We start from the raw sequence: 18386 nt of genomic DNA on the forward strand, positions 1-18386 counted from the left end.
TGGCGATCGTCGCCGTCCGGTTCCACCCCGAACGCGACTAGCCCCGCGCCGTCACCTGCCCAGGGCAGCGCCGAGCCGGGTCACCGCCGCGGCCTCGGCGTCGTGGAGCGCGGCCAGGTGCCCGCTCATGCCGGCCAGCACCGCCGCGAGGCGCTCCTCGTCCAGCGGCGGCGCGTCGGCGTGCTCGCCCCGCAGCCGCCACAGCTCGTCGGCGGCCGCCGCCCGGTCCGCCGCTCCAGCGTCGCCCTCTGCGACCGCTCCGGTGACCGTGGCGGTCAGGGTCCGCAGCCGGGCGATCACCGGGACGTCGTCCGGCAGCGCCGTCTCTGCCAGGGCGTGCCAGCGGTCGGCGATCTCGCGCCACCGCGGCGCCTCGGCGGCCAGCCCGGGCTCGTCGAGCACGACGGCGGCCTGCTCGAGCCCGTCGGCGAACAGCCCGCGCAGGTGCCCGCCGTCCATCCCGGCAGGCTCGACGCCCTCCCACACGCTGGCCAGCGCCCGCAGGAGCTGGCGCCGGTCGGCGAACACCGTCGGCCACCCCTTCGCGGCCCGGGGGTCGACGAGCAGCCGGGACCACTTGCGCCAGGCGGGCAGCGCGAAGGAGGTCGAGGTCCCGCCGAGGTGGTCCACGCCGGCCTCCAGCCCGGCGCGCACCGCGGCGCGCACCCGATCGGCCGGCACGGCGGCGTCCGTGGTGCGGACGACGAGCATCGTGTTGCGGTAGCTGCCCACCCGGGTCCGCGCCCGGTCCAGGTCCGTGGCCGCCACGGTCAGCGGCGCCAGCGTGCGGTCGTCGACGTGCACCCGACTCCCGGAGGCGGCGTAGGCGACGACCGGATGACCGCCCTGTCCGTCGAGGAACGGCGGCAGGTTCCAGTAGCCGAGGTGGTAGCGGTCCGGCCAGACGATCGCCGGATCGCCGGCGGCCAGCGTGGAGGTCAGCGCCTCGGCCGCCCCCGCGGCGCCCCCTGTTCGCGACCAGGCGACGTCCAGGCCCAGCCGATCGACCGTCGTGGCCAGCCGCCGGTCGAAGTACTGCCAGGAGTGGGTGAACCCGAGGGTGACGATGCGGCTGTCGTCGTGGGCGAACTCCCAGAGGATGTAGCCGGCGCCGAGCCCGCCGCCGACGAGGAACAGCAGCGGCTCGGTCAGCGGCCCATCGGGCCCGGTGACGCCGCGGTGGGCGAGGACGTTCGCCAGCGCCGCGGTGTCCGGGTCGGTGCCACCGCGCAGGGCCCAGCCGGCGTCGACGACGGGACCGCTGTCGACGGCGGCGCCGACGACGTGGGCGCGGGCGACGGCGTAGCGCTCGCCGGTCCGGGCCATCCGCGCGCGCACGCGCGCCTTGAGCTGCTTGGCCGTGGTCATGGTCGGACTCTCCCCGGCTGCGCCCGCGGCGACGGCTCCACGCGCCGTGCGCCGCCGCAGCCGTGGCATCCGATGAGGTGAGGACGTCCGGGCCGTGCAGCACCTCGAGGCTCTCGCAGTCCCCTTTGCCCCGCGTCGCCGGCCCGCGTGGAGGACCGGTCTGGGGTTGGGCGTGAGGCGCGCCGGAGCTCACGATAGACCGGCGGCGCCTCCTGGGGGAGTCTCCACGGCGCAGTGGGGGGAGGGGCAGCCGCTCTAGCTGCGGGCGGCCGGGCGATCGGCGACCGTGCCGATCCTCGGGCGGAGACGGCCCTCCGGATCGAGCCGATGCAGGATCGCCCCCGCGATCTCGCTGAGCTGCCCGACCTGCTCGGGCGTGAGCGCATCGATCACGTGCTCCCGGACGGTGGCCACGTGGCCGGGCGCGGTGTCCTGCAGCGTGCGCCAGCCCGCCTCGGTCAGCCGGGCGTTGGTCGCGCGGGCGTCCTCGGGGCACGTCGAGCGTTCGAGGAGGCCACGGTCCTCCAGCCGGCGCACGACGTGCGAGAGGCGGGGGAGCGTGGCGTTGGTCCGGGTCGCGAGAGCCGTCATGCGCAGCGTCCGGTGCGGTGACTCCGACAGCATGGCGAGGACGAAGTACTCGAAGTGGCTCAGCCCGGCGTCCCGGCGCAACTGCGAGTCGAGAACACCGGGGAGCAGCTCCACCACGCCGACCAGGCGTACCCACGCCGTCAGCTCGTCGTCGTCCAACCATCGCGCGCCCACACGGCCATGGTCGCACGTGGATGGTTGACGCGACAACCAATGACGGTTACGGTCACCTCGAAAAGTTGAAGCGACAAGCAATTGGAGGCGCGGCCATGACGTTGCTCGCCCTGCCGGTCCATGCCCCACCGGGCGCGGCGCCGGTCGCCCCGTCGGTGCGGACCCGGGTGACCGTCCCGCTGCGGTTCCCCGACGGCTATGCGACGACGGCCGACGTCTTCACCTTCACCGGCCTGGCCGACGGAAAGGAGCACCTGCTCCTCGGCCTCGGCGACTGGCGACGTGCGCTCGAGCGTTCCGCCGGGGGAGGAGCCGCGCCGTTGGTGCGACCGCACAGCGAGTGCCTCACCGGTGACGTGTTCGGCTCCGAGCGGTGCGACTGCGGACCGCAGCTGCGCGAGGCGGCCGAGCGGATCACCGACGCCGGCGGCTTCCTGCTGTACCTGCGCCAGGAGGGCCGCGGCATCGGCCTCTACGCCAAGCTCGACGCCTACGCGCTGCAGGACGCCGGCCTGGACACCTACGAGGCCAACCTCGCCCTGGGCCGCGGCGAGGACGAGCGCGACTACACGGCCGCCGCCCAGATGCTCACGGCCGTCGGGGCCGAGCGGATCCGGCTGCTCTCCAACAACCCCGACAAGGCCGCGCAGCTCGACGTCCTCGGGGTCACCGTCACGGAGCAGGTGCGCACCGGCGTGCATCTGTCGGCGGCCAACGCCCACTACCTCGAGACCAAGCGCGACCACACCGCGCACCTCCTCGACCTCCCGGTCGCCGGCTGACCCCGGCGCCACCCCGACAGCAAGGAGCTCATCTCATGGCGCGCATCACCGTTCTCGGCGGCACCGGCTACGGCGGGGAGGCCGTCGTCCGCGAGGCCGCCCGCCGCGGGCACACCGTCACCTCGTACAGCCGCCGTCCCCCCGCAGAGCCGGTGGACGGGGTCACCTACGTGACCGGCTCGCTGCTCGACCCGGACATCCTGGCGCGGAGCGTCGGGGACGCCGACGTCGTGTTCGAGGCCCTCTCCCCGCGCGGCGACATGCAGGGGAAGGTCGAGGGCCTCGTCGACGACCTGATCCGGCTCGCCGACGGGGCCGGTGTCCGGCTGGGCGTCCTCGGCGGCGCGTCCTCGGTGCTGGTCTCCGAGGGCGGCCAGCGGCTGTTCGACGTCGCCGAGACCGCCCCCGAGATCCTTCCGGAGGTGCAGACGGGCCTCGACGTGCTGGACACCCTCCACAAGGCACCGGGGACCCTCGACTGGTTCTACGTGAGCCCGGCCGCGGCCTTCGGGGCGTGGGTGGACGCGCCGGTGACCGGGGCGTACCGGCTCAGCGACGACGTCCTGCTCACCGACGCGGATGGGGTGTCGACGATCTCCGGCGCCGACCTCGCCGTGGCCGTCGTCGACGAGATCGAGCAGCCGCGGCACCGCCGCCGGCGGTTCCACGTCGCGCACTGAGGTGGGTGCCGGTCAGTTGACGACGTGCAACTGGTCCATCCACATGACGTGCCGGACGTGATCGTCGGGGTCGGCGAAGCTGCGTCGACCTCGTCGATCAGCCCGCCGCTGTTGAGCGTCGCGACGACGACCGGCTTCCAGACGTGGATGCCCGGGAAGTACTCGAACATCTGGGGACCCTCCTTGTGTGGGTCCGGGTTTCCGGATTCATGGGCATGGATGGCAAGCTGGAGGCATGAGCAACAGCGTGGTGGTCGGCTGGATCCGTAGTCCCGAGGGGCAGGCAGCCGTCGAGGCGGCGGTGGAGGAGACCCGGCGGCGGCAGGGCCGCCTGGTCGTCGTGCACTCCTCGCGCGGCGGCGCCGAGCACGCGGCCACCGTCGTGGAGACCCGCGACGCGCTCGCGGAGCTCGAGCGTCGGCTGGGCAGCGAGGGCCTCGAGGTGACTGTCCGCGACTTCGTCCGGGGCAACGAGCCGGCCGAGGACGTCATCGAGGTGGCCGAGAAGGAGGATGCCGCGCTGATCGTCATCGGCCTGCGCCGGCGCTCCCCGGTCGGCAAACTCCTGATGGGGAGCAACGCGCAGGACATCCTGCTCCGGGCCGACTGCCCGGTGCTGGCGGTCAAGGCCACGTAGCGCCCGGGCGCGTCGGTCACGACGGCGCCCCGAGGGACGTCCTGCGCGGGTCACTGCGCTCCGCTCCTCGCTGCGATGCTCAGGCCCCTGTCCGCCCACGACAGGCGCTGCCGGATCCGCGGCCTCGGAGTGCGGGCGCCACCGGCGGCAGGCCGAAGCCGGCAACGCCGCAGTCGGCTCACTGAGAGGGCGACGGCCCCGCGGAAACTCCGCGTGGCCGTCGACCGGGGAAGCTGGGGCACGTGCCGGAGAAGCCGCTGCGGGACGTCATCGCGCCCGACCTCGACGTCCTGTTCTGCGGCATCAACCCGTCGCTCATGTCTGCCGCCCGCGGGCATCACTTCGCCCGACCCGGGAACCGGTTCTGGCCGGCGATCCACCTGGCAGGCCTCACCCCGCGGCGGATGTCCCCGGACGAGGACGCCGAACTGCTCGGCTACGGCCTCGGCGTGACCAACGTGGTGGACCGGCCCACGCGCGCCGCAGCCGAGCTGACGCCGGCCGAGCTCCGGGCCGGTGCGGCGGCGCTCGAAGGGCTGGTCGCCGAAAACCGCCCGCGGGTGCTCGCAGTGCTGGGCATCACCGCCTGGCGGGTCGCGTTCGACCGCCCGCGGGCGGTCACGGGCCTGCAACCCGAGCGGATCGGGGGAGCGATCACCTGGGCGGTGCCGAACCCCAGCGGGCTGAACGCCCACGCCCAGCTGCCGGATCTGGCGCGGGCGTACGCGCAGCTCCGTCCCTGCTAGGTCAGGCCGTGGCGATGGTCGGGCGCAGCACCCGGCCGAACAGCACGACACCGATCCCTGCGACCACGACGGCGAGCAGCGCGACCCGCAGGCTGGTCGCGTCCGCGAGGACGCCGATGAGCAGCGGGGACAGCAGGAACCCGATCCGCAGCAGCCAGTTGATGACCGCGAGCCCGGTGCCGCGGCGGAGCCCCGGCAGCTCGTCGGCGGCGTGGTACACGGCGGGCACCAGCGTCGCCACGCCGAGCCCGGCCAGCGCGAAACCGGCCAGCGTGGTGCCGACGGACGGCCACGCCAGCGCCATGCCCATGCCGGCCGCGATCAGCACGCCGCCGACCTGCGCCACCAGTCGCTGGCCGAATCGGTCGACGATCCGGTCGCCGGTGAGCCGGCCGACGGTCATCGCACCCTGCAGCGCGACGAAGCCGAGCCCGGCTGCCGCGGCTCCGGCTCCGACCTCGGTGCGGAGGTACAGGGCGCTCCACGAGGCACCCGCGTCCTCGACGAAGGCGCCGCAGGTCGCGAGCACGCCGAGCGCGGCCAGTGCGAGGACGGCGCTCCGCAGTCCAGAGGTCGTGGCGGTAGCCACCCCGTTCCCGGCCACGGGGTCGGCGTCGCGCTCGTCGTCGTCCTGTCCCGGGAGCAGCGTGCGGAACGCGAGCAGCGCCACGACGCCGAAGACCGCCGCGGAGACGCCGAGGTGGACGGGGAGTGGGACGTCCAGACCGGCCGCGGCGGATCCGAGCAGTCCGCCGCTGACCGCGCCGATGCTCCAGATGCCGTGGAAGCCGTTGAGGATCGACCGGCCGTACAGCCGCTGCACGCGCAGGCCGTGGGCGTTCTGGGCCACGTCGATGATCGCGTCGAGCGCACCGGCCAGCAGGAAGGCCGCGGCCAGCACGCCCCAGTTGGGCGCGACGGACACCAGCCACACGACCAGCCCGAGCAGCACGAGCCCCCTGCTGGCCACGCGTGCGGAGCCGAACCGGCGGATCAGCACGGCAGAGGAGAGCGCGGCCAGCAGCGCACCCAGGGGGACGGCCGCCAGCGCGGCGCCCAGCGAGGAGTTGCTGAGACCGAGGTCCGCCTTGATCTCCGGCAGCCGCGGCACGACGTTGGCGTAGAAGACCGCATTCAGGAAGAAGCAGACCGCGACACCCACCCGGGCCCGGCGCAGCCGCTGTTCCGAGAAGGGAGCGACCGGGGGAGCGGAGTCGGGGGCGGTCACCGGGAGATGATGCCTGAGTGCCTCGTCTGCTCGTGGTCCACCACACGCCCTCGCCCGCCATGCAGGCGGTGCTGGAGGCGGTCCGCGAGGGGGCCGCGCTCGTCGACGACGTCGAGCTCGACGTCCGGCCCGCGCTGTCCGCCGGCGCGGTGGACCTGCTCGCCGCCGACGGGGTGCTGCTCGGGACGCCGGCCAACATCGGGTACATGTCCGGCGCGCTCAAGCACTTCTTCGACACCGTCTACTACCCGTGCCTGGACGCCACCGTCGGCCTGCCGTTCGGCGTCTACGTGCACGGCAACGACGACACCGCGGGTGCGCTGAACGGCATCCAGAAGATCACCGGCGCGCTGCGCTGGAAGCAGGTGGCCGCGCCGCTCAGCCTGATCGGCGCGCCGGGGAAGGACGACCTGGAGGCCGTCCGCGAGCTGGCGGCGACGGTCGCGATCAGCCTCGAGAGCTGACGGCATCGCCCTGCGCCGGCCCGCTGAGCCCGGCGGTCCGAGCACCGGGTGAAAACCCGGCCCGCATCCAGGCAACGCCCAGGGAGCCGCGCCAGCCTTGATCCATGACAGCCCTCGGTCTCCTGCACCGGCGTCCGGCCGGCCGCGCGCTCGTTCCGCCGGTCGCGCCGCGTCCGCGCCCTGCGACGGTGGCGTCGGTCCTCGAGTCCGCCGCCGGGTCGATCCCCGGACCACGGCCGGACAACCAGGACGCCGCTCTCGCCGGTGACCGCGTGCTCGCGGTCGCCGACGGCGTAGGAGGCAACGTCGGTGGTGCGGTCGCGGCGTCGGTCGCGATCGACCGGCTGCGGCAGCTGCCGGACACCCCTGGGGACGAGCCCGGGATGCGCGGCGCCGTCGTCGCCGCGATCAGCGGCATCGGTGCCGTCGTCGCCGCGCGGGCGGAGCTGGCCGGCATGGCGACGACGCTCACGGCCGTCGCCCTCACCGGCGACGCCCGGCTCGTCGTGGCCCACGTCGGTGATGCGCGTGCCTACCTCGTCCGTGCCGGGTCGATCTGCCGGCTCACCCGCGACCACACCTTCGTGCAGGGTCTGGTGGACGCCGGGGCCATCTCGGAGGTGCAGGCGCGCACCCATCCGCTGCGTTCGGTGGTCCTCCGGGCACTGCACGGGTCGCCGGGGGATCCAGCGCAGGCCGACGTCTCGACCCACGCCGTCGAGCCGGGGGATCGGCTGCTGGTGTGTTCGGACGGCCTCTCGGGTGTCGTGCCGGCGGAGGAGATCCTGCGCGTCCTCGCGGCGGAGAAGCATCCGGCGGATGCCGTCACCCGTCTGCTGAGATCCGCGCTCGGCGCGGGAACGAGGGACAACGTGACGGCAGTCGTCGCAGACGTCGTCATCGGCGGCTGCGGTTCCCCGGCCCCTCCGGCGGTCGTCGGCGCACTGCCCCCAGCAGGGAGGATGGCGTAGAGTCGGATCCGGCCGCACCAGAGCGGCCACTGCGTGTCAGGAAGCGGCCCGCGGTCACGGAGGCAGTCACGCCTCCTCCCGTGGTTGTCCCCCCACCCCCCCGGCGCTCCCACGGCCCAATGGACGGGCAGCGACGTGAGCGCAGACCAGACGACCTCCACCGACCGGATCGACGCGCGGGACGCCTTCGCCGCTCTCGGTCGCATCTCGTTGGGCTCGGAGTCCATGGACTCCGTCCTCCACCGCATCGCAGAGTTGGCGAAGACTACGATCCCGGGCACCGCAGAGGCGTCGGTGAGCCTGGTCGTCAGTGACCGGGCCACCACCCCGGCCGCCACCGGACAGCTGGCCGTCGACATGGACGAGTCGCAGTACGGCCGTGGTCACGGTCCCTGCCTCGAGGCGGCGGTCGGCCGCGAGATCCGCGAGATCACCGACGCGCGCGAGGAGACGCGCTGGCCCGGCTACGCCCGGTACGCCGTCGAGCGCGGGTCGCTGAGCTCCCTCTCCGTGCCCGTGCCGGTGCAGGACAGCGTCCATGCGGCCCTGAACCTCTACGGGGTGGAGGCGCACGCCTTCGGGGACGATGCCAAGGCCGTCGCCCGGGAGTTCGCCTCCTACGCGGCCGCCGCGGCCGCCAACATGTACCTGTACGAGAGCACCCGGCAGCTCGCGGAGCACCTGGACAGGGCCATGGCGTCGCGCGCGGTGATCGAGCAGGCGAAGGGCATCCTCATGGCGCAGCGACGCTGCGACGCCGCGGAGGCCTTCAACATCCTCGCCGCCGCCTCGCAGCGGTCGAACCGGAAGCTCCGGGACATCGCCGCCGCGATCGTCGACGGCGTCGCCGACCGACCGGTCTGACGTGGCCGGCCCCCGTGGGCCCGGGGAGCGGCGACGACCGGAGGCGGCCCGGCGTCCGTTTCGTTCGAGCGCCGGGCCTGGGCCATCTGACTCCCGGGCACCAGGGAGGCCGTGGACCTGTCCTGCCCGTGCGCTGTCCCGCTAAACGCGCCTGCGCGGGGCGACGGGGACGGCGCCGGTGTCGGAGAGCTCCCGGGCGACGTCACCGAGCTTGCGGTTCAGCTCCTGGGAGACCCGGGCCAGGACGCCGAAGGCCTGATCGGCGGTCAGCTTGTACCGCTCCATCAGGATGCCCTTGGCCTGGCCGATGTGGTCCCGGTTGGTCATCGCGGCCCGGAGGTTGTGCTCGTGCTCGGCGCCGGCGAGCGCCACCGCCGCGTGGCTGGCGAACACGAGGCCGATGTCCTGGCTCTCCGAGTCGAAGGCGTCCGCCGACCCGGCGTACAGATTGAGTGCCCCCAGCCGGTCGCCTTCCACGAAGAGCTGGAAGCACAACATGCTGCCCACGCCCAGGTCCGCTGCGCGGGTCGTGAAGTCCGGCCACCGGTCGTCGCCGCGGACGTCGTCGACCCGCACGATCTCCTGGTCCCAGACCGCATCGAGGCACGGCCCCTCCGCGATCCGGCTCTGCAGGAGGTCGACCGACCGGGGGAGCTCGCTCGTCCAGGCCCGCGACTCCACCCGGGCGCGCGCCACGACGTAGCTGATCCCGCACTCGTCGGCGCCCGGCACCGTGTGCACCGCCCCGGCAGCGATCGCGCGCAGGGTGCCTTCGACGTCCCCGTGCTGCTCCTGCAGCTCCCGTGCGACCCGGCTCATCACGTCGCCGAGGTGCTGGGTGGCACTCGCCGTCCCCTGACCGCTGGTCATGCCCTGCAACATAGGCCTTCGCGAGGCCACCGCCGCCAGGTGCGAGTCCGGTGCGGCCGGGGTAGGCCCGCCGGGGTAGCCGGCGGCGTCCGGCCGAGGGGGAGCGGTGGCGGACGAGGCCTTTCCACGACGACTGGTGACCGCGGTGCGCAGCGCCGTGCGGGCACCGGACCTGCAGACCGACGAGGAGCGCTCGGCGTCCCGCCTGGAGCTCTTCTTCGACCTGGCTTTCGTCCTCGTCGTGGCCGAGCTGGCGATCGCGCTCCGGGAGGACGTCTCCCCGGGCAGCGCCGCGACCTTCGCCGGGCTGTTCACGATCGTCTGGTGGTCGTGGGTGAGCTCCACGCTTTACGCCAACCGGTTCGACCACGACGACGTCGTCTACCGGCTCTACAAGCTGGCCAGTATGGCCGCCGTCCTGGGCCTCGCGGCGGCGGCCACCGAGGCGACGGGGGAGCGGTTCGGCATCTTCGTCGCCTGCCAGCTCCTGCTGCGGCTGACCCTCCTGCTGCAGTACCGGCGCGCGTACCGGCACATCCCCTCGGCGCGCCCGATCGCCCGGCTCTACCTGATCGGCGCGGCGGTCGGGGCGCTGCTGTGGGCGGTGTCGCTGGTGGTACCGCGGCCGGTCGGGTTCGGGCTGTGGGCGGCGGCGGTCCTGGTGGAGGCGCTCGTCCCCCTGGTGGCGAGCCGGTCCTCCTCCGACGTCCCCCTGCACGTGGAGCACCTGCCCGAGCGCTTCGCGCTCTTCGTCATCCTGGTGCTGGGCGAGTCGGTGGCCGGCGTGGCCCACGGTCTCTACGACGCGACGTGGGCGCCGTCGGCGGTTCCCGTGGCGCTGCTCGCCTTCGTCCTCGCGGCCGCGCTGTGGTGGAGCTACTTCGACCTCGCGGGTGCCCGCGCCAAGCGGCTGCTCAACGAGGTCGGCGGGGAGCACAGCAGCCACGTGCACGACGTGTACGTGTTCGGGCAGCTCCCGCTCACGCTCGCCCTCGCGTCGGTCGGCGCGGGGATCGAGCTGGCCGTCGTCGAGAGCGGCGCGGGCGAGGTGCCGACCGGGACCCGGCTGCTGCTCGCCGGTGGCGTGGCCCTCTACCTGGTCTCGATGGCGGTGACCGACTCGGGCATGTCCCGGCGCGCGCGCGACAACTGGTGGTGGCCGCTCGCCGCCGCGGTCCTGGCACTGCTCGACAGCACCCTCGAGCTGCCCGCCGTGGTCGTGGTCGGGGCCCTGGCGCTGCTGCTGGTCGCCGTCGTCCTCGCCGGGCTGGTGCAACGGCACACCGGCGACCTGGTGGTCGATCCCGTCTGATCGGTCACAGCGCCGTTTCCCGCCGTCCGGCGCCGGGCAAGGGCTGGTCGTCCGGACCGGTGGAGAGCGCCGCCACGCGCCGGACCACGCCGGACTGGCTGGTGATCAGGACTCCATGAACGCGCTCGACGTGCTGGCCGACGCCGCGCAGAACCTCTACCCGGCGCGCATGCAGATGGCGTTGTCCCTGGGCTGGCACATCGTCTTCGCCTGCTTCGGGATCGCCTTCCCGTTGATCACCGTCGTCACGGAGTGGCGCGGCCACCGCCGCGGGGACGCGGAACTCACCGCGCTCGCCCGGACGTGGGCCAGGGCCATGGGCGTGCTGTTCGCGGCGGGTGCGGTGTCGGGCACTCTGCTGTCCTTCGAGATGGGCATCCTGTGGCCGGGGCTGATGGACCGCTTCGGGGAGGTCTTCGGGTTCCCGTTCGTCCTGGAGGGCTTTGCCTTCTTCATCGAGGCGATCTTCGTCGGCGTCTACCTCTTCGGCTGGGACCGGCTGTCCCCGCGGGCGCACATGCTGAGCGCCCTGCCGATGGTCGTCTCGGGCATGGCGGGCGCCTTCTTCGTCGTCGCGGCGAACGCGTGGATGAACAACCCCACCGGTTTCCGGCTCGACGACGACGGGCGGGTCGTCGACCCCGAGCCGTGGGCTGCCATGTTCGGGCCGTCGACCTGGCCGCAGGTGACGCACATGCTGCTCGCCGCCTACATGGTGACCGGGTTCGCGATCGCGTCGGTGTACGCCGTCGGCATGCTGAAGGGACGGCGGGACCGCCGGCACCGCCTCGGTCTGCTGATCCCGCTCACCTTCGCCGCGGTGGTCACGCCGGTGCAGATCGGCGTCGGGGACTGGCTCGCCAACGTCGTGGCGGACAACCAGCCGGCGAAGCTGGCCGCGATGGAAGGGCAGTACGAGACCCAGGCCGGCGCGCCGCTCTCCCTGGGAGGCCTCTACTACGACGACCGGATGCACTACGCGCTCGAGATTCCCAATGGGCTCTCGCTCCTGATCCACCACGATCCGGACGGCGTCGTGCTCGGCCTGGAGGAGGTCCCCGCCGACGAACGACCACCGGTCAACGTCGTGCACCTCGCCTTCGACGTCATGGTGGGCATCGGATTCGCGCTGCTGCTGCTGGTCGCCGTGCTCGCCTGGGTCTGGTGGCGGCACCGGCGCATCCCGGGCAGCCCGTGGTTCCTGCGGGCGGTGGCGGTCTCCGGGGTCGCGGCCGCCGTCGCCATGGAGGCCGGTTGGATCGTCACCGAGGTCGGGCGCCAGCCGTGGATCGTGTACGGCATCCTCCGCACCGAGGACGCGGTCAGCCCCGCGCCCGGGCTCTACCTCGGCTTCTACGCGGTGGTCGTGATCTACCTGCTCCTGACGGTGCTGACCGTCGTCGTGCTCCGGCGGCTGGCCCGCAGCGGCGACACGCCCGCACCGCAGGAGGTGGACGCACCTCCCCCGGAGGCGACCGCCGGCGAGGTGGCCGTGCGATGACGCTGCCCGAAGTGGTGCTCAGCATCATGTTCGTCGGGCTGATCGCCTATGGACTCTTCGGCGGGGCCGACTTCGGGGCCGGCATCTGGGACCTGCTCGCCGGTGGCACGCGCCACGGTGCTCCGCAGCGCGCCCTCATCGAGCGCTCGATCGCCCCGGTGTGGGAGGCGAACCACGTCTGGCTGATCTTCGTCCTCGTCATCCTCTGGACGGCATTCCCCGGCGCGTTCGCCGCCGTCGTCACGACCTTGTACATCCCGCTGACGCTGGCCGCGTTCGGGATGATCGCTCGCGGCGCGGCCTTCGCCTTCCGCAAGAGCACCACGACGCTCGGCATGCGCCGCTTCCTGGGGGCGTCGTTCGCCCTGTCCTCGCTGGTCACGCCCTACTTCCTGGGGGCCGTCGTCGGTGGCGTGGCGTCCGGGCGCGTGCCACCAGGCATCGCGGCGGGAGACGTCCTCGCGAGCTGGATCAATCCGACGTCGGTCCTCGGCGGTGTGCTCGCGGTCCTCGTCTGCGCCTACCTCGCGGCCGTCTTCCTGTGCGCCGACGCCCGGCGGGAGGGCGCCGACGACCTCGCTGCGCAGTTCCGGATGCGGGCGCTCGGTACCGCGGCGGTGACCGGGCTCGTCGGGGTGGGCGGGCTGTTCGTCCTCCGTGCCGACGCACCCGAGCTCTTCGACCGCCTCACCGGCCGGGCCGCCCCGGTGGTGGGCCTCTCCGTCCTGGCGGGTCTGGCCGCGACCGTCCTCCTCGGACGACGGCAGTACGCGCTGGCGCGAGTGGCGTCGGCGCTCGCCGTCGCAGCGATCCTGCTGGGCTGGGCGGTCGGGCAGTACCCCTACCTCCTGCTGCCCGAGCTGACGATCGAGGAGGCCGCGGGCGGCCGGGCGACCCTGACCGCCCTGGTCGTCGCCCTGGTCGGCGGCTCGGTGATCCTGCTTCCGGCCCTGGTCTACCTGTACGTCCTCTTCCAGCGCGGGCCGAGACCGCCCGCGCCCACCGTCTCCGGAAGGAGGGTCGCACGATGACCCGCATCGGCCTGGTGCTGGGCGGCGGAGGTGTCGTCGGGCAGGCGTACCACGCCGGCGTCCTGGCGGTCCTCGAGCACGACTTCGGGTTCGACGCCCGGAAGGCCGACATCATCGTCGGGACGTCGGCCGGATCCATCACCGGCACGCTGCTGCGCCTGGGTGTCTCGGCCGAGGACCTGGCCGCCTGGACGGTCAAGGCCCCTCTCTCGGACGACGGAGACCTGCTCCGGCACATCGCCGAGACCCCGGTGCCCGACCTGGCACCCCTGCGGCCGCTGCAGATGCTGAGCCGGCCGATGCGGCTCCCCGGGGTGCACATGGTGCGGCGGGCCCTGACCCGGCCCTGGAGCTTCCGACCCCTGGCCGCCGGGATGACGCTGCTGGCACCCGGGCGGCATGACATCGTCGAGCAGCTGGCCGCCCTCCGGGAGATCGAGGAGCCGGAGTGGCCCTCTCCGGCCCTGTGGGTCTGCGCCGTTCGTCGGCGCGACGGACGCCGGGTGGTCTTCGGCCGGCCGCAGTCGCCGCGCGCGCCGATCCACCGGGCGGTCGCCGCGTCCTGCGCCGTTCCCGGTTACTTCGCGCCGGTGGTCATCGGTGGGCGCAGTTACATCGACGGCGGGGTGCACTCGCCGACGAACGCGGCGCTCCTGCGCGGAACGGGTCTGGACCTCGTCGTCGTCGTCTCGCCCATGAGCGGGGCGGCCGGGTGGCGCCCGGACTTCTACGCGGCCAGCCGCCGGCACGCCTCCCGGCTGCTGAAGCGGGAGGTCGCGGCGCTGGATAGGGCAGGGATCACGACGGTCGTCTTCGAGCCCGGCGCAGCGGAGCTGGAGGTGATGAGCGGCGACATGATGTCGCGGGCGCGGATCAGCGAGGTCCTGCAGCAGTCCTTCCTCGGTGCCGGCGCCCGCGCCGCCGAGCGGGACGTCGCCCGGCTCCTCGAGCAGGCCGCCGGCGCGGCGTAGCCGGTCGGCTCAGGGCAGCGGGACGACGCGGCCGTCGAGGCCGCCCAGGTCGTCGAGCTCCAGCTCGGTGGTGGTCTCCGCCAAGCCGGCCTGCGGCCACGCGACGGTCAGCCGGAGCCGGCCGTCCCCGGGGAGCCGGTCGATCCAGTACGTGCTCTCGAGGGCGAAGACGTCCGCGGAACCCGACGACTCCTGGTGCGCGGCGTCCGCGATGCCGGTGACGCCGTCGACCTCGACGTGCAGCGTCACCCCCGACCACGGACCGTCGACGCCTGCCTCGTCGCGTGGGCGGGAGAAGGTGCGCCGGCCGGCCGCCTCGGCCTGCACGCCCGACGCGCGCAGGACGAACGGCAGCCGCAGGCCGCCCGGATGGGCGAAGACACAGCGAAGGCCCGCGGCGATGCCGGGGGAGCGGCCCAGCAGCACCGGTCCGTGGACGACGACGCCGAGCTCGTCCGGCGGAAGGACCGCGGCCCAGCGGTGCAGCGTCACGGACCGGCCACCGCGAGCGCCCGCTCCAGGCCGTCGAGCAGCAGGTTCAGGCCGAACTCGAACTCGTGGCCGTAGTCGTAGCCGGGCTGCAGGACGTGCTCGATCGTGAGTTCCGTCAGATGCGGGTACTGGCCGGCCTCGAAGGGCGCCATGATCGCCCCCGCGAGCGCCGCCGTCTCCTCGCCCGTCTCGAACGGCAGGCTCGTCTGCTGCAGGGCGAAGCCGTAGATGTAGCTGTCCAGGGCCGAGAACGCGTGCGCGGTGAGCTCGATGGAGAAGCCGGCCTGTCGGAGGGTCCCGATCACGGTGTCGTGGTGCCGCAGCGTGGCCGGGCCCGGGTGGGTGCGCGACTGCATCAGCCGGGTCGCCCAGGGATGCCGGGCCAGCACCGAGCGCGTCGAGATCGCCCGGTCGCGCATGGCCGGACGCCAGTCGGTCCCCTCGGCCGGTAGCTCGATCTCGGCGAAGACCGCATCGGTCATGCCGTCGAGCAGGTCGTCCTTGCTGGTCACGTGGGTGTAGAGGGACATCGCCTCGACGCCGAGCTCCTCGCCGAGCTTGCGCATGCTGAGGGACTCGATGCCGCCGGCGTCGGCTCGGGCGACCGCTGCCCGGACCACGCGCTCCCGGCTGAGCCGGGCCCGCTGTCCCGCACCCGGTGACGTCATCAGGTCCCCGCCTCCCCGGCTCTTGACGGCCATGAGTGACGAGAGTAAACCTTACGATGTAAGCCTTACAACGTAAGGCCACTCCGAGGAGGCAGCGATGACCACCGGACGGCCGGCGCGGCCACCCAGCAGGCGACGATGCGGGCGATCGTCCAGGAGGAGTACGGCCCGACCGAGGACGTGCTCCGCCTGGGGCGGCTCCCGCGGCCGGAGATCGGGGCCGGCGAGGTGCTCGTGCGGGTCCGGGCGGCGGGCGTCGACCGCGGGGTGTGGCACCTCATGGCAGGCGAGCCGTACGCCATCCGGCTGGCCGGCTTCGGGGTCCGCGCACCCAAGAACGCTGTCCGCGGGTCGGAGTTCGCCGGCGTCGTCGAGGCGGTCGCGCCGGACGTCACGACGTTGCGGGCGGGCGACGAGGTCTACGGCATCGGCCGCGGATCCTTCGCCGAGTACGTCGTGGCGCCGGTAGGAAAGGTCGCGCCGAAGCCGGCGGGCCTCTCCTTCGAGCAGGCCGCGGCCGCGCCGGTCTCGGCCTCCACAGCGCTGCAGGCGGTGCGCGACCACGGCGGGGTCCGCCCCGGCCAGTCGGTCCTGGTCATCGGCGCATCCGGCGGCGTGGGCTCGTTCGCCGTCCAGATCGCGAAGGCCTTCGGCGCCGAGGTGACCGGCGTCAGCAGCACGTCGAAGGTCGACCTCGTGCGCTCGCTCGGTGCTGATCGGGTCCTGGACTACTCGGCGGGCGACTTCCTGGCCGGGGAGGAGCGCTACGACGTCGTCCTCGACATCGGCGGGAACACGCCCCTGCGGCGGCTGCGCCGGGCCCTGACCCCGACGGGCACCCTCGTGATCGTCGGTGGCGAGACCGGGGGGCGCTGGCTGGGCGTCCGGCGTCAGCTCCTCGCCGTGGCGCTGTCACCGTTCGTCGGGCAGAAGCTCGGCACGTTCATCAACTCGGAGAACGCCGCCGACCTGGTCGTCCTCACGGGGTTGCTCGAGGCAGGCACCGTCGTCCCGGCCGTCGACCGGGTCTTCCCGCTCGCCGAGGCCGCGGCGGCCGTCCGATGGATGCGCGAGGGCCGGGCCCGCGGCAAGGTCGTCGTCGCGATCTGAGCAGAGGCGGCCGCTCCGTGGTTCAGCCGCGTCCGTCGTCGTGGACGAGGGAGGGGCCTGGCAGGATGCTGCGTCGCTGAGCCTCGAGGACGGCGCTCAACCGGTCGCTCACCTGCAGCTTCCGGTAGACGTTGCCGACGTGCTTCGAGATCGTCCGCGGTGAGCAGCCCAGTCTCCGGGCCATGGCAGCGGCCTTCAGCCCTTCGCCCAGCAGGAGCAGGACGCTCAGCTCCCGGCCGGTCAGGTGGGCGTCAGCCGCACTGTTCGACGCTTCGTCGCGCCTGGTCCCTGTCTCCTGCCGCCAGCGGGCCATCAGGCCGGCGTGCCGGTCGATGGCCAGGAGGAACGGCTGGAGGGCCGCGAGCAGGTCGAGCTCGTCGTCGGCGAAGTCGCGGCGGGCGCGGCCGAACGCGAGCGCGCACACCTCCGTCGGTCCACCGCGCAGGGGAAGGGTCGCCATCTGGTCCCAGCCGCGGAGGTCCTTGAGGAAGCACCGCGCCGGTGAGTTCCGCCAGGCCGCCCCGCCACCAGCGGCCTGCTGGGCGCTGGCGGGTGTCAGGTCTCCCGCCGCGTTGGCGACCATCAGCGGGTGCTGGAAGCGCATGCGTCGCGTGGCGTCGACCAGCAGCGGGACCTCGGCCGGGCCGTACCCGTGCGCGCGGATGTCGGTCTCCCCGGTCCGCCACGTCGTCCGTTGCCACACGGCGCCGGGACTGTCGAGGTGCGCACACAGGATCGCGAACACCGGCGCCGCCGGGAAGCCGGGCCCGTCCATCCCGTCGAGGACGTTCGCTGCGAAGTCCGAGATCTCGCGGAGGGGAGTTCTCATCCCGAGCCTCCGACGAAGGGCGCCGGCATCCCCGGGCGCTGTCGACCACACCCGGCGAGCGTGATGGGTTGTTGAGGTGGCACGACCATCCCAGACGCGCGGGAGGCGAAGCAACGGGGCGGCCCGCGCCATGCTGGTGCCGTACCCACTACGCACTTGTGCGTAGAGACGCCGACCACGGCCGGTGCCTAGCGTGCGGGGTGCCGGCCCGAGGCCGCGAGGGGGAGACCATGTCGCTGATCACGCTGCACCTGCGCTGGGACGACGTCAGCCCCCAGCAGTACGAACAGATCAGGCCGGCGCTGTCGACGGACGGCGGCCTGCCCGCCGACTGCTGCTCCCGCACGGCGCGGCTGCAGGGGCGAGTGCTCCTGACGACCGAGGTCTGGGCGAACGAGCCGGCGGTGAACCGGCACCTGGCCGAACTGTCCGCACTGGTCGGTCCCGCCGGCCTCGGAGAGCCGGTCATGGCGATGTTCGCGGTGCCCGACATGTACGCCAGCGCCTTCCGGCAGTCGGCGCACCGATCGCGGTCCACCGAGCCTGCTGCGGCTCGGAGCCGGCCGGTACCGGCGCCCCGATCGCCCGAACCGGCTCCCGCCGGCATCCCGGTCCGGTGACGGCGGGGCGGCTCAGCCGTTGAGCTCGAGCACCTGCATGGTGTCGGCGCGGACGTCGGCGAGCAGGCCCGGCTCCTCGGAGAGCCGGTGGCCGTAGGAGGGGATGGCCTCCTGCAGCGCCGGCCGCCAGGCGGGGATCCGGTCGGGGAAGCACTGCTCCAGCAGACCGAGCATCGCCGAGACGGCGGTCGAGGCGCCCGGGGAGGCGCCCAGCAGACCGGCGATCGTGCCGTCACCGCCGACGACCAGCTCGGTGCCGAACTGGAGGACGCCGCGGCCGGTGGCCGGGTCGCGCTTGATGACCTGGACCCGCTGGCCGGCGGTGACCATGTCCCAGTCGTGCTCGACGGCGTCGGGCACGAAGTGGGTGAGCGTCTGGTGCCGGTCGGACCCGGACTGCATCAGCTCGCGGATCAGGTACCGGGTCAGCGCCAGCTCGGTGCGCGCGACGCCCAGCATGGAGCCGAGGTTGTCCGG

Annotated in this window: 21 protein-coding genes; 13 read left to right on the plus strand and 8 right to left on the minus strand. The window is 73.5% G+C overall.

Going from position 1 to position 18386, the window contains the following annotated elements:
* Window positions 1–51 precede the first annotated feature (51 nt).
* The gene (locus E4P40_RS19480) at window positions 52–1368 is read right to left on the minus strand and encodes a BtrH N-terminal domain-containing protein (RefSeq protein WP_167762305.1); all 1317 of its coding nucleotides are present in this window, start codon (window positions 1366–1368) and stop codon (window positions 52–54) included.
* 255 nt (window positions 1369–1623) lie between these two features.
* A complete protein-coding gene (locus E4P40_RS19485; RefSeq protein WP_135160159.1) occupies window positions 1624–2133 on the minus strand; it encodes a MarR family transcriptional regulator in 510 nt (169 codons plus the stop codon).
* A gap of 95 nt (window positions 2134–2228) precedes the next feature.
* Between E4P40_RS19485 and ribA the strand changes: the two genes are divergently transcribed.
* From ribA to mug, 4 genes are all read left to right on the plus strand, one after another.
* A complete protein-coding gene (ribA, locus tag E4P40_RS19490) occupies window positions 2229–2915 on the plus strand; it encodes a GTP cyclohydrolase II (RefSeq protein ID WP_135160160.1) in 687 nt (228 codons plus the stop codon).
* A gap of 35 nt (window positions 2916–2950) precedes the next feature.
* Complete coding sequence (locus E4P40_RS19495) at window positions 2951–3595, plus strand: NAD(P)H-binding protein (protein ID WP_135160161.1); 645 nt, start codon at window positions 2951–2953, stop codon at window positions 3593–3595.
* A gap of 235 nt (window positions 3596–3830) precedes the next feature.
* The gene (locus tag E4P40_RS19500; RefSeq protein WP_135160162.1) at window positions 3831–4232 is read left to right on the plus strand and encodes a universal stress protein; all 402 of its coding nucleotides are present in this window, start codon (window positions 3831–3833) and stop codon (window positions 4230–4232) included.
* 242 nt (window positions 4233–4474) lie between these two features.
* A complete protein-coding gene (gene mug, locus E4P40_RS19505; protein ID WP_135160163.1) occupies window positions 4475–4978 on the plus strand; it encodes a G/U mismatch-specific DNA glycosylase in 504 nt (167 codons plus the stop codon).
* A gap of 1 nt (window position 4979) precedes the next feature.
* Here mug and E4P40_RS19510 read toward each other — a convergent pair whose 3' ends face one another.
* Complete coding sequence (locus tag E4P40_RS19510; RefSeq protein WP_135160164.1) at window positions 4980–6206, minus strand: MFS transporter; 1227 nt, start codon at window positions 6204–6206, stop codon at window positions 4980–4982.
* Between the two features lie 17 nt (window positions 6207–6223).
* Between E4P40_RS19510 and E4P40_RS19515 the strand changes: the two genes are divergently transcribed.
* The 3 genes from E4P40_RS19515 (at window position 6224) to E4P40_RS19525 (ending at window position 8505) form a co-directional block, all read left to right on the plus strand.
* Complete coding sequence (locus tag E4P40_RS19515) at window positions 6224–6670, plus strand: NAD(P)H-dependent oxidoreductase (RefSeq protein ID WP_135160165.1); 447 nt, start codon at window positions 6224–6226, stop codon at window positions 6668–6670.
* 104 nt (window positions 6671–6774) lie between these two features.
* Window positions 6775–7641 carry a protein phosphatase 2C domain-containing protein gene (locus tag E4P40_RS19520; RefSeq protein WP_135160166.1) on the plus strand — a complete coding sequence of 289 codons (867 nt, stop codon included), beginning with the start codon at window positions 6775–6777 and terminating at the stop codon, window positions 7639–7641.
* A gap of 135 nt (window positions 7642–7776) precedes the next feature.
* A complete protein-coding gene (locus E4P40_RS19525; protein ID WP_245160446.1) occupies window positions 7777–8505 on the plus strand; it encodes a GAF and ANTAR domain-containing protein in 729 nt (242 codons plus the stop codon).
* Window positions 8506–8646: 141 nt separating this feature from the next.
* On the opposite strand, the gene E4P40_RS19530 is transcribed toward E4P40_RS19525, so the two are convergent.
* Window positions 8647–9375 carry a GAF and ANTAR domain-containing protein gene (locus tag E4P40_RS19530; protein WP_167762306.1) on the minus strand — a complete coding sequence of 243 codons (729 nt, stop codon included), beginning with the start codon at window positions 9373–9375 and terminating at the stop codon, window positions 8647–8649.
* Between the two features lie 106 nt (window positions 9376–9481).
* Between E4P40_RS19530 and E4P40_RS19535 the strand changes: the two genes are divergently transcribed.
* From E4P40_RS19535 to E4P40_RS19550, 4 genes are all read left to right on the plus strand, one after another.
* Window positions 9482–10687: a low temperature requirement protein A gene (locus E4P40_RS19535; protein WP_209305422.1), complete on the plus strand. Its 1206-nt coding sequence runs from the start codon at window positions 9482–9484 to the stop codon at window positions 10685–10687.
* A gap of 115 nt (window positions 10688–10802) precedes the next feature.
* A complete protein-coding gene (locus tag E4P40_RS19540; RefSeq protein ID WP_135160168.1) occupies window positions 10803–12188 on the plus strand; it encodes a cytochrome ubiquinol oxidase subunit I in 1386 nt (461 codons plus the stop codon).
* Window positions 12185–13219 carry a cytochrome d ubiquinol oxidase subunit II gene (locus tag E4P40_RS19545; protein ID WP_135160169.1) on the plus strand — a complete coding sequence of 345 codons (1035 nt, stop codon included), beginning with the start codon at window positions 12185–12187 and terminating at the stop codon, window positions 13217–13219. The genes E4P40_RS19540 and E4P40_RS19545 overlap by 4 nt, the downstream gene beginning before the upstream one ends.
* Complete coding sequence (locus E4P40_RS19550) at window positions 13216–14190, plus strand: patatin-like phospholipase family protein (RefSeq protein ID WP_135160170.1); 975 nt, start codon at window positions 13216–13218, stop codon at window positions 14188–14190. Before E4P40_RS19545 ends, E4P40_RS19550 begins: the two co-directional genes overlap by 4 nt.
* A 9-nt stretch (window positions 14191–14199) precedes the next feature.
* Here the strand turns inward: E4P40_RS19550 and E4P40_RS19555 are convergent, their stop codons facing one another.
* Complete coding sequence (locus E4P40_RS19555) at window positions 14200–14682, minus strand: hypothetical protein (RefSeq protein ID WP_135160171.1); 483 nt, start codon at window positions 14680–14682, stop codon at window positions 14200–14202.
* Window positions 14679–15383 (minus strand): TetR/AcrR family transcriptional regulator C-terminal domain-containing protein, encoded by a 705-nt coding sequence (locus tag E4P40_RS19560; RefSeq protein ID WP_245160447.1) that lies wholly within the window; start codon window positions 15381–15383, stop codon window positions 14679–14681. Before E4P40_RS19560 ends, E4P40_RS19555 begins: the two co-directional genes overlap by 4 nt.
* A gap of 105 nt (window positions 15384–15488) precedes the next feature.
* Between E4P40_RS19560 and E4P40_RS19565 the strand changes: the two genes are divergently transcribed.
* Window positions 15489–16460, plus strand: coding sequence for an NAD(P)-dependent alcohol dehydrogenase (locus tag E4P40_RS19565; RefSeq protein WP_135160172.1), 972 nt, complete (start codon window positions 15489–15491; stop codon window positions 16458–16460).
* A gap of 22 nt (window positions 16461–16482) precedes the next feature.
* Here E4P40_RS19565 and E4P40_RS19570 read toward each other — a convergent pair whose 3' ends face one another.
* On the minus strand, window positions 16483–17289 hold the full coding sequence (locus E4P40_RS19570; protein ID WP_135160173.1) for a helix-turn-helix transcriptional regulator: 807 nt from the start codon (window positions 17287–17289) through the stop codon (window positions 16483–16485).
* Window positions 17290–17519: 230 nt separating this feature from the next.
* Here E4P40_RS19570 and E4P40_RS19575 point away from each other — a divergent pair, with 230 nt between their 5' ends.
* Window positions 17520–17909, plus strand: coding sequence for a hypothetical protein (locus E4P40_RS19575; RefSeq protein ID WP_167762307.1), 390 nt, complete (start codon window positions 17520–17522; stop codon window positions 17907–17909).
* 12 nt (window positions 17910–17921) lie between these two features.
* On the opposite strand, the gene E4P40_RS19580 is transcribed toward E4P40_RS19575, so the two are convergent.
* Window positions 17922–18386: malate:quinone oxidoreductase (locus tag E4P40_RS19580; RefSeq protein ID WP_167762308.1), on the minus strand; the 465-nt coding region annotated here is incomplete at its 5' end.

This window comes from Blastococcus sp. CT_GayMR20 (genome assembly GCF_004570345.1).

Bases quoted from the DNA above. Each gene is read 5' to 3' on its own strand.
- E4P40_RS19480 (WP_167762305.1), bottom strand. From the start codon at position 1,368: ATGACCACGGCCAAGCAGCTCAAGGCGCGCGTGCGCGCGCGGATGGCC.
- ribA (WP_135160160.1), top strand. From the start codon at position 2,229: ATGACGTTGCTCGCCCTGCCGGTCCATGCCCCACCGGGCGCGGCGCCG.
- E4P40_RS19495 (WP_135160161.1), top strand. From the start codon at position 2,951: ATGGCGCGCATCACCGTTCTCGGCGGCACCGGCTACGGCGGGGAGGCC.
- E4P40_RS19500 (WP_135160162.1), top strand. From the start codon at position 3,831: ATGAGCAACAGCGTGGTGGTCGGCTGGATCCGTAGTCCCGAGGGGCAG.
- E4P40_RS19520 (WP_135160166.1), top strand. From the start codon at position 6,775: ATGACAGCCCTCGGTCTCCTGCACCGGCGTCCGGCCGGCCGCGCGCTC.
- E4P40_RS19530 (WP_167762306.1), bottom strand. From the start codon at position 9,375: ATGACCAGCGGTCAGGGGACGGCGAGTGCCACCCAGCACCTCGGCGAC.
- E4P40_RS19540 (WP_135160168.1), top strand. From the start codon at position 10,803: ATGAACGCGCTCGACGTGCTGGCCGACGCCGCGCAGAACCTCTACCCG.
- E4P40_RS19545 (WP_135160169.1), top strand. From the start codon at position 12,185: ATGACGCTGCCCGAAGTGGTGCTCAGCATCATGTTCGTCGGGCTGATC.
- E4P40_RS19550 (WP_135160170.1), top strand. From the start codon at position 13,216: ATGACCCGCATCGGCCTGGTGCTGGGCGGCGGAGGTGTCGTCGGGCAG.
- E4P40_RS19560 (WP_245160447.1), bottom strand. From the start codon at position 15,383: ATGGCCGTCAAGAGCCGGGGAGGCGGGGACCTGATGACGTCACCGGGT.
- E4P40_RS19565 (WP_135160172.1), top strand. From the start codon at position 15,489: ATGCGGGCGATCGTCCAGGAGGAGTACGGCCCGACCGAGGACGTGCTC.
- E4P40_RS19570 (WP_135160173.1), bottom strand. From the start codon at position 17,289: ATGAGAACTCCCCTCCGCGAGATCTCGGACTTCGCAGCGAACGTCCTC.
- E4P40_RS19575 (WP_167762307.1), top strand. From the start codon at position 17,520: ATGTCGCTGATCACGCTGCACCTGCGCTGGGACGACGTCAGCCCCCAG.